Genomic DNA, 8059 nt, shown 5'->3' with positions numbered 1-8059 from the left:
AACAACCAGTCCAGAAACATACTGGCTTGGGCCTTAGCCGTTATATCGGGGCGGGCCTGAGTAGTCGAGGCACCACACGATTGACAACGCCAACGAGTCCTACCTGCGCTAGTGGAACCATTCTTAACTAGCTTCCAGCCACATACCCCACAAACAGGTTGATTACAAGCACCCTTCACACCACATGCTCTCAAAGCATGTGTAAACCCCTAAAACCCCTAGTCAAACCAGCAAAAACAGCGATTCTGTACACACATTTTGGCCATTAACCCCAGATTGCCGGTATGCCTGACGCCGATTGACGAGGCCACGCTCGCCCACAAACCTCGATTCGCAATTGGTGGCACGCGACAGTTGGCCGGTGCTGATTAGTCTTCTCCGCGACGCGTGTAGTTAGCGAAGCGCGCCAGGTGTCCTTGGAAGAGCGCAGTGATCGTCTTCGTTGCACCCGCACGGTGTTTGACGACGTGGATTTCTGCTTCGCCCGGACGATCATCTTCCTTGTAGTAGTCGGGGCGATGAAGCAGCATGATGATGTCTGCGTCCTGTTCCAGTGATCCAGATTCACGCAGGTCAGACATCATGGGGCGCTTGTCGGTTCGTTCTTCGGACTTACGGTTCAACTGGGCGACTGCGACGACGGGAACGTCGACTTCTTTCGCCAGAAGCTTGAGGCTTCGCGAGATTTGAGAAACTTCCTGCTGACGCGATTCGGCTTTGCCACCGGTTGTCATCAGCTGGAGGTAGTCAACGACGACCAGTCCAAGGTTCTGTTCCTGCTTGAGTTGACGGCACTTTGAACGAATTTCCGTCATCGTGATGTTGGCGGAGTCGTCAACGTAGAGAGGAGATTGTGCGACCTTGCCGATGGTGTTGGCGACCTTGCGCCAATCGTCATCGTTCATGGTGCCTTTCTGCATCTTCGTCAGTGGTACGCCGGATTCTGCGGAGACCATACGCATGGCGATTTCTTGCTGGCTCATTTCGAGCGAGAAGATCAGTGACGTGATGTCGTGCTTGATTGACGCCGAGCGACAGAAGTCCAGTGCGAATGTGGACTTACCCATTGCCGGTCGGGCTGCAACGATAATCATCTGACCACCCTTGAGGCCCTGCGTCAGGTCATCCAGGTCGGTAAAGCCGGTGGGCACACCGAATAGGTCGTCGTTCTTTTGAATGGCTTCAAGGTGTTCAACCAGCGAATTCACCATCGTGTTCATCGACACGTAGTCGGTGGATGCACGGTCGGTAGCGACGGCGAAGATTTCCTGTTGAGCCTGGTCGACAAGCTCATCAATTTCCGCGCCTTCTTCGGAGTATCCCAATTGAACGACTCGCGTTCCGGCACTGACCAAGCGTCGCATAATGGATTTTTCGCGAACGATGCGCGCGTAGTAGCCGGCGTTGGCGGCGGTAGGAACCGATGCCATCAATGTGTGCAGGTAGGGCCTGCCACCAATTTTTGTCAGAGTGCCATCGTGCTGGAGCTTGTCAGACACCGTGATGGGATCGGCAACCTGGTTTTGTCCGAAGAGTTCAACGATCGCATTGAAGATGATCTCGTGTTGCATCGAGTAGAAGTCGGATCCACGAATTTCTTCGGTGACGTCAACGATCGCGTCAACGGTCAGGAGCATGGAGCCAAGGACAGCAACTTCAGCTTCGTTGTCATGCGGTTGGACACGATCAAACTCTTCGGCCACTGCTTCTCCTTACGCCAGCCTCGTGATACTTCAGTGTCTCGCGAGCATAACCCCGCACGGGCGTTCTGCCCACTCTCAAGGTGAACTTGAATGGGGATAACGTATGGAAAAGATGTGGACAATACGGCGTGTTATCCACAGCACGGTGTGGACAGTGTGTGGATAGTTTTACTTGTTGAGGAATGCTACACAAGTCTTTTCGGCGCGATTTACCGATAGCATTGGTATACGTTGTCCACAGATATGTGCACAGATTGTGGAAAACAAAGTGAAGGAAAAATAGTGGACGACACGCCCAAAGGTTCATCGAACTCTCAACCCCAACTTGAGGCTTCAACGGCACTGTCTTCGCCCTCCACACCACCCGACCAAAAAGCCGAAATCCCCCTCGAAAACGACGGGATTCAACCCCATAAATACCGCAGTATTACGCGGAAAATCCTCGCTTTAGCAATCCCCGCTCTCGGTTCTCTCATCGCCGAACCCCTATTTACTTTCATCGACTCGGCAATGGTGGGAAACCTGGGAACACAGCAGCTCGCAGGGCTTTCCGTGGCCTCCCAGATCCTGCAAACAGTCGTTGTTTTGTTCGTTTTTCTAGCGTATTCCACAACTTCATTAACAGCCCGGGCCCTCGGTTCGGGGGATAGAGCGCGCGCTTTTGCACAAGGCATGAACGCCACGATTTTGGCGCTAGGGCTGGGCATACTATCCACCGTTGCTGTCATTGCCAGCGCGAAGCCCCTTGTGGGTCTGTTGACCCAGGATCCCGAGGTCTCCCATCAGGCGACCATGTACCTGATCGCGTCAGCTCCCAGCCTGATCGGCACCCTGGTCGGATTCGCCGTGGTCGGAATGTTGCGCGGCCTTCAGGACACGCGCACACCGCTGATCGTCACCGCTGTCGGCACACTCGTCAACATCGCCTTGAACGCGACGCTGATGTACGGCTTCAAGTTGGGTGTCGCAGGCTCCGGTATCGGCACCTCGGTTTCATTGATCGGCATGGCGAGCGTGTATGTTGCGATCTTCTATTCGCATGCTCGAGCCGAAAAGATCACCCTTCGTCCCGACGCCTCGGGGATCGCTCACGCAGCGATCGAAGGTGCTCCCCTGATCGTCCGCGGTGTTGCTCTGCGCGTCGCTGGACTCGCGACGATCTGGCCGGTGTCCCATCTCGGTGCCAGCGAAGTCGCGTCCTACCAGGTGGTTCTGACAATCTGGACTCTCGCATCTTTCATCCTTGATTCGTTGGCAATTGCTTCGCAGTCCCTCGTTGGGTTCGCGGTCGGCAAGGGGTCCGCGTCCGAACTCCGTGAGCTCCTTAAAGTGCTGACCATCTGGGGTCTTGGAGTGGGCTTCATTCTGACCGTGCTCATCGCCTTCTTGTCGCCTTGGCTTCCCCTGGTATTCGGTTCAGACCCGGTGATGCATGAGCTCGCGAAGTGGGGACTGCTCGCGTCCGTGCTTGGTTTCCCGTTCTGCGGTGTGGTGTTCATGCTCGACGGTGTCCTGCTCGGCGCTGGTGACAACATGTTTTTCGCGATTGCGGGTCCCCTTCAGCTGGCCGTTCTTCTGCCCGCGCTTGGAGCCGTTGAATACCTCAGGCAGGCGGGCGTGGCCTCGTCGATCATCGTCGTGGGAGTCTGGTTGGCTTACGCCCTCGTCTACCTGGGTGCGCGATTCGCGTCGAACATCTGGCGCACCTGGTTTTCCAAAGGCGGGCTCTTGCGTTCAATGCCAGCTACCTCATAGGTGATTGACGAGGCCCGGCAAAGCACTCACATCGAAGGAAGTGAGTGACACAGCACTACCTGACTCCACTAGCGCGCGGGCTCATTTTGACGGTAATCTTGATTCTTGGATTGTCGTTGCACCAGTAGCGACTTTCCACGCGTTTGCAACCCGCAAATGCACACGCATTACCCTCCTGTCACGGACCGTCCGTGACCGCAAAGACCATAGGAGGTGGGATTAACAGTGCGTAACTACGAACTGATGGTGATCCTCGATCCTTCGATCGATGAGCGCACCGTCACCCCCACGATGGAAAAGTACCTCGCACCCGTCACCGCAAACGGTGGCTCGATCGAGAACATTGACGTCTGGGGCAAGCGTCGTCTTGCATACGACATCCTCAAGCGCTCCGAAGGGATCTACGTTGTCATTAACATGACCACGACTCCCGATGTCGCGCTCGAGCTCAACCGTCGCATGGGTCTCGACGAGACCATCCTGCGCACCAAGCTCCAGCGCCCCGACGCTCACTGAGTTCAGTTCGATTTTCCACCACCGTCATTAGGAGTTGACATGGCACGAGATACCCAGATCACCATCGTCGGTAACCTCACCGCTGACCCCGAACTTCGTTTCACCAACAGTGGCCAAGCCGTTGTCGACTTCACCGTTGCTTCAACGCCCTCCCAGTACGACTCAAAGTCTGGTCAGTGGCGCGATGGCAACACCCTGTTCATGCGTTGCTCCGCATGGAACGAGTTCGCAGAGAACATCTCCGAATCGCTCCGTAAGGGCATGCGCGTCATCGTCCAGGGCAACCTGGTTCAGCGCAACTTCGAAGATCGTACGGGTGCTCAGCGCACCGTCGTTGAACTCCGCGTCGAAGAAGTTGGCCCATCCTTGCGTTGGGCCCGCGCCGAGGTGACTCGTCAGGAACGTTCCGGCTCCGGCCAGGGACGTGGCGGATACCAGGGTGGAAACCGTAACGCCGGCCAGTCCGGTGGCGGATACGGATCGAACCAAGCCAGCTACAGCGCACCTCAGGGTGGCGCGAACGATGACCCGTGGGGCACTTCCCAGGGCGACTCGTTCGGCGAACCCCCGTTCTGATCGGTGGCCCACGGGCCCACATCAGACACATAGACATCACATGAATTGGGCGGAACATTCCGTCCGGATCCAAGGAGACCATCATGGCGAAGCCTCAACTTCGCAATAAGCCCATCAAGAAGAAGGCCAACCCGCTGAAGTCGGCCAAGATCGAATCGATCGACTACAAGGACACTGCGCTTCTGCGTAAGTTCATCTCTGACCGTGGCAAGATCCGTGCACGTCGCGTCACTGGCGTTTCCGTCCAGGAGCAGCGTCGCATTGCCCGCGCAGTGAAGAACGCCCGCGAAATGGCGCTTCTGCCCTACTCGTCGACCGGCCGCTGATTCGGGGAAGGATACTTATTATGGCTACCACTAAGCTCATCCTCACCCACGATGTTGCCAACCTTGGCAACGCAGGCGAGGTCGTCGAGGTCAAGGCTGGCTTCGCACGCAACTACCTTGTTCCCCGCGGTTACGCGACCAAGTGGACGAAGGGCGCACAGTCGCAGATCGATCAGATCGCAGCTGCACGTCGTCGCCACGAAATCGCAACTGTCGATGATGCTCGCGAACTCCGCGACGTCCTTCAGGCAGCAGAGCCCGTCACCGTTTCCGGCAAGGTCGGCCAGTCCGGTCGCCTGTTCGGTGCAGTCTCGGCAGCTTCGATTGTTGACGCCGTCAAGGAACAGCTCGGTAAGACCATTGATCGTCGTCGTGTCATCATCGCAACCCCGATCAAGTCCGTTGGTCAGTACACCGTCTCAGTGAACCTCCACCAGGAAGTTTCCGCGAACCTCAAGGTCCGCGTTATCGCTGAGTGATTGGCATCCGCCAGTTGTTTACTTAACCGCTGAGTAAGTGAAGTAAACAGCCAGCACATAGCGGTGGGGCTCTACCAGTTGGTAGGGCCCCACCGCTGTTTTATCGTCTAGATGCCTAGACTACGGACTATCCGCAGGCTGCTCAGAATTCTGCCCATGTTAACCGTTCTGACTGCCACCCTGGCTCTGTCCTGAATTGTCAGTCCCATTCTGGTTCTGCTGATCGGTTCTCGGAGGTGCAGGGGTAGGAGTCTGCCCCGGGGTCTGACCCTGGGTTTCATTCGACTCAGTGGGCGGCTGCTCCGAAGTTTCAGTCTGAGGAGCTTGCGCACCACTCTGGCTCATGGTCTGCTGATTCGACTGGCGTTTCGGTGCAACGTACCAAGAGAAGGTCTGTTGGCTGAGCGTTGACGAAATCGCCGACATGTATGTGTTCCACACGGTCACAGGCCAGTCACCACCGTGGAACTGGTCTAAGCCACCGATATTCGCCAGCGACACAGCGTTGCCTTCTTCGTCCGACTGATACATCGAAACAGCGGTCACCAATTCCGGAACGAAACCAATGAACTGGGCTGAAAGCTGGTCATTGGACGTGCCCGTCTTACCTGCGGTCGTAAAACCTGGCAGAGTGGACGACACCGTTTCAGCCGTACCACCCGAAGCGGTCACGGCCTGAAGAGCCGGCATAATTGCCGACACATCGGTTGACGAGAACGCCTGGCGAGCTTCAACGGTCGTCGTAAATATCGTGTTATCCGCTGAGTCAGCCACGGAACGAACGATGTGCGGGGTCATGCGCTGTCCGCCGTTGGCGATCGTCGCGTACGCACTCGCTAGATCAATATTGTGGGGTGATGCGAAGCCAAGCACGTTCAGCAGGCTCGAGTCCAAGCCGAGCGTGGATTCGGGAATACCGGCATCAATAGCTGCCTGCATCGTGGCAGCCGGGCCAATATCCTTGTTCAAGGCAACGAACGAGGTGTTCACCGAATACTCGGTTGCGGTGATCAGATTGATCTTGCCGTAAGACACGTTCGCATTGTTTCGAACGGGTTCGGTCAGCCCGGGGAACGACTGCGGAGAAGAACCGCTGTATGTGTCGTAGACAGATCCGCCGGCTCGCGCATTTGCGATGAGCGCAAACGGTTTGAAGCTGGAGCCGGCCATCGCGATATCCTGCGTCGCAGCGTTCTGCTGACGAGCCAAGTAGTCATCGCCACCAAATTCAGCAACAATTTCACCCGTTGCAGGGTCAATGGACGACAGGGCAACGTGCATTGTTGCCGGATCCCAACCGCTGACCGACGACATCGTCTGAGCGGCTGCAACCGCCTGATCCTGCTTCGTCTGATCGATGGTGGACGTAATCTTCAAGCCACCCTCGTCGAGGCTTTCCTCCGTGAACGCGCCTGTGGCGAGCAGTTCTTCCTTCACCTGCTGAATCAGATAGCCGTTGGGACCACTCATTGATTCAGTCTCCACAGTTGCGGGGTCGATGGTTTCAGGGAAGGTTGCCTCATCAGATTCCGCCTGCGAAATCCAGCCATCTTCAACCATGAGGTTGAGCACGCGCTCCCAGCGAGTCTTCGCCTGGTCTGCATCAACTGCTGGATCCCACGCGGAAGGCGCTGGGATAATGCCCGCAATCATTGCTGCTTCACTCAACGTCATTTCAGCAGCCGAATGACCGTAGTAAGCCTTTGCTGCCGCTTCAATACCGTATGCGCCACGACCGAAGTAGATCGTATTCATGTAGTTTGCCAGGACTTCGTCCTTGGACTGTTCACGATTGATCTTGATCGCTAGGACCGCTTCTTTTACTTTACCCTTGTACGACGTGGTTTCACCCGTGTAGTAGCGCTCAACGTACTGCTGAGTCAGCGTTGAACCACCCTGACGTGAACCCGTTGTGACGTTGTTGAACAGGGCGCGAGCAATACCCTTCAAATCAACGCCCGAATTGGTGTAGAAAGTCCGGTCTTCCGACGCGACAATTGCCTTGCCGACATAGTCAGGAAGCGTGGTCGTATCAATGATCTCGCGGTTCACTTCACCAAGATCACCGAGCTTGGTCGTGCCATCCGAATAGTAGATGCTCGTCTTTTGAGCGAGCGCCAAGTCGGATGCGGCAGGGATCGTCGCACGTGAATACATGTAAAGGAACAGGCCCGCGCCAGCAATCACCGACAGTAAGAACGCGAAAACAATGGTCAGGCCAATACGTCGACCCCACCCGGACTTCTTTTTCGCCACGGGTTTTGATTTGGCTGACCGGCCTCGTGACTGAGCGGAAGCCGAAGACGCAGAAGCCGGACGGGCGGTGGCAGAAGTGACCGGAGCAAAATACTCCTGGCTCGCCTGCGCGCCCACCGAACGACGCTGAGGCGGTTGTGGCGCCTGCTTGGGTGGCTGCGACTGACGCTTACGGGCCTTCGCTACCGCTTCACGGTCGGCCACTTCCTGCGCGGCGCGACGCTGACGCGCATAATCAGCGCGCTTCGGCAGAGGTGAGCCCGGGTTATGACCGGTGGATTGTGCCACGGTTGAGCCTTTCGTCGGACAGTTCTACCACCAGCCTAGGCAGAAAACCTGGGAATCTGCGTGAAGAGTGACGGGGACAACCGAATCATCTTGAGTCTCACGCGAGATAATTCGCGCCCAACAAGAAAGTTGAGTGCCCCCGTCACATGGAAGATGGAAT

At 56.5% G+C, this 8059-nt stretch carries 8 protein-coding genes; 5 read left to right on the top strand and 3 right to left on the bottom strand.

Going from position 1 to position 8059, the window contains the following annotated elements; all coding sequences use genetic code 11:
- Both QP109_RS01845 and dnaB read right to left on the bottom strand, forming a co-directional pair.
- On the bottom strand, nt 1–179 hold a 179-nt coding region (locus tag QP109_RS01845), incomplete at its 3' end, for a transposase-like zinc-binding domain-containing protein (RefSeq protein ID WP_502929264.1).
- A gap of 189 nt (nt 180–368) precedes the next feature.
- Entirely contained in the window at nt 369–1703 is a 1335-nt protein-coding gene (gene dnaB, locus QP109_RS01840) for a replicative DNA helicase (RefSeq protein ID WP_101628124.1), read from the bottom strand.
- A gap of 282 nt (nt 1704–1985) precedes the next feature.
- Between dnaB and QP109_RS01835 the strand changes: the two genes are divergently transcribed.
- The 5 genes from QP109_RS01835 (at nt 1986) to rplI (ending at nt 5355) form a co-directional block, all read left to right on the top strand.
- Nucleotides 1986–3458 carry an MATE family efflux transporter gene (locus tag QP109_RS01835; protein WP_285022944.1) on the top strand — a complete coding sequence of 491 codons (1473 nt, stop codon included), beginning with the start codon at nt 1986–1988 and terminating at the stop codon, nt 3456–3458.
- A 225-nt stretch (nt 3459–3683) separates the two neighbouring features.
- Nucleotides 3684–3974, top strand: a complete 291-nt coding sequence (gene rpsF / locus QP109_RS01830) for a 30S ribosomal protein S6 (protein WP_101628122.1) — start codon at nt 3684–3686, stop codon at nt 3972–3974.
- 39 nt (nt 3975–4013) lie between these two features.
- Entirely contained in the window at nt 4014–4550 is a 537-nt protein-coding gene (locus QP109_RS01825) for a single-stranded DNA-binding protein (RefSeq protein WP_101628121.1), read from the top strand.
- A gap of 83 nt (nt 4551–4633) precedes the next feature.
- On the top strand, nt 4634–4876 hold the full coding sequence (gene rpsR, locus QP109_RS01820) for a 30S ribosomal protein S18 (protein WP_006680614.1): 243 nt from the start codon (nt 4634–4636) through the stop codon (nt 4874–4876).
- A gap of 20 nt (nt 4877–4896) precedes the next feature.
- Entirely contained in the window at nt 4897–5355 is a 459-nt protein-coding gene (gene rplI, locus QP109_RS01815) for a 50S ribosomal protein L9 (RefSeq protein WP_270771836.1), read from the top strand.
- Between the two features lie 159 nt (nt 5356–5514).
- On the opposite strand, the gene QP109_RS01810 is transcribed toward rplI, so the two are convergent.
- Nucleotides 5515–7899, bottom strand: a complete 2385-nt coding sequence (locus QP109_RS01810) for a transglycosylase domain-containing protein (RefSeq protein WP_285022942.1) — start codon at nt 7897–7899, stop codon at nt 5515–5517.
- Nucleotides 7900–8059 lie beyond the last annotated feature (160 nt).

It is taken from the genome of Pauljensenia sp. UMB9872 (genome assembly GCF_030212665.1).
Taxonomy (GTDB): domain Bacteria; phylum Actinomycetota; class Actinomycetes; order Actinomycetales; family Actinomycetaceae; genus Pauljensenia; species Pauljensenia turicensis_B.
Note: the sequence above shows the minus strand (reverse complement) of the source record. Positions and strands in the feature narration are given on the sequence as shown.